This window comes from Streptococcus cristatus (assembly GCF_008369405.1).
Lineage (GTDB): Bacteria > Bacillota > Bacilli > Lactobacillales > Streptococcaceae > Streptococcus > Streptococcus cristatus_G.
Genome location: NZ_VSJJ01000023.1, coordinates 1 through 1,653, shown reverse-complemented (window position 1 = coordinate 1,653; position 1,653 = coordinate 1). Strand labels below are relative to the sequence as shown.

Annotated in this window: 1 protein-coding gene; it reads right to left on the bottom strand. The window is 42.5% G+C overall.

Going from position 1 to position 1,653, the window contains the following annotated elements; all coding sequences use genetic code 11:
* A partial coding sequence (locus FXF62_RS10675) for a mucin-binding protein (RefSeq protein ID WP_455750035.1) occupies window positions 1–1,653 on the bottom strand: 1,653 nt, incomplete at both ends.

The following is a 1,653-nucleotide window of genomic DNA, read 5'->3' as shown; positions in this document are numbered from 1 at the left end:
GACTATGGTATCGTATTTCGTTTTCGCAGCAGCTGGAAGAGCTACACCTGATTCACCTGTTGTCAATTCCACTTGGTTTTCCAGAGTTCGACCTGTTGTCTCATCTACAACTGTGTACGTAACTTTTTGAGTTTGGATTGTGTAATGCACATCCTTGACAATATTCTCTTGGGTAACTGCTTCAGACGGAACAGTCGCAATGTCTACGCTGTAACCTGGAATCACTGGTGATGGGACTGCATCATAGTTTACTTTGTCGCTTGTCCAAGGTGTTGTTGAAACCTCTGTACCTCTGATTTTATCTTTTGTTACTGTACGAGTCCAAGTCGCTGTTTGCACCTTATCTTCTGGTGTCTGGTCACCGGCACCATGGTAACGAACAGTCAAGTTTACAGACTTGCTTTCTTGGATATCAGTTGTACCATGCTTCAAGTGAACAACCACATTTTGATCGTGGCTACTGTCAAGGTCGAACTTAGCTGGAAGCTGCTCTTTCGAAACCAATTCATAACCTTGAGCTAGGTAAGCATTCACCATTAAATCATATCTTTCTCGGGCACTGTCTGGAAGAGGAGTATCAGAGTTGCCACTTGTTAGTAATTCCTTATCTTTCAGCGTTTTTTGGGCAGTGTCGTCAATGATCGTATAGGTTACTTTTTGCTTATCTGCTTTATAGGTAACCGTTTCTTCAATATCTGCGCTATCTCCCGTAATCTGTTCAACGGCTGCTACAGTTGCCTTATCTGGTGTATAACCATCAACCTTTGGAGAAACTACCTCTGGGAAGGTTCCGGTAGACGGAGCCCAAGCCCCCTTATGGACAATCTTATTAGTCACCAGATCCTTGGTGTTAATCCGCTCAAAATCCAAAGTCTGAACTTTAGTAGCCGCTGCCTGTGTGTTATCTTCATAAACATACTTGATGGTCTCTGTGACTATCTTTGTTTCTTGAACTGCAGTTACCTTATGACGTAGATGAACTTCAAAGGTTTGAAGAGTTTCATTATAGGTTACACCATTTGTTGGATAATTATCTGAAACGAGTTCATAATTTCGATCGGTATACGTCTTAATGGTTTCAGCTGTTCGATAAGGATCAGTCTGCCCATAAAGTCCATTCAAATCCTTTGTTTCAAGCGTTTCCCCTGTTGTGTCATCAATGTAAGTGACCTTTGCACTAGCTGGATTAGCCGTATAAACGACTGTCTTTTCGATATTGGCACTGTTAGCCGTAATATTGTCAACTGCTGGAACCTCCGCTAAATCTGGAGTGTAACCTTTGATTGTTGGTGATGTTACGGCCACAAAACTTGTTCCATTTTCCGCTGTCCAATCACCAGTTGTAACATTTGTAACAAGGTCAGTTGTTGCTGTTCTGGTGAATTTTAAGCTACTAGTGTGGTCTGGAGCTGCTGTGGCACCGCCATCATAAATATAATGGATAGTTTCCTTAACCGTCTTTTCTTCTGCTACTGAGGTTGTTTTATGACGCAGACGAATAGTGACATTCTGATCAACCGTATCATTGGTGTCAAATTGATTCGGTAGCGCTTCCTGAGAAACCAACTCATAGTTTTGGGCTAAATAGCCTGCTACAACAGCATCGTAAGTTGTTTGCGCTTGCCCTGACACAGCTCCGTTGGAGACACCTTT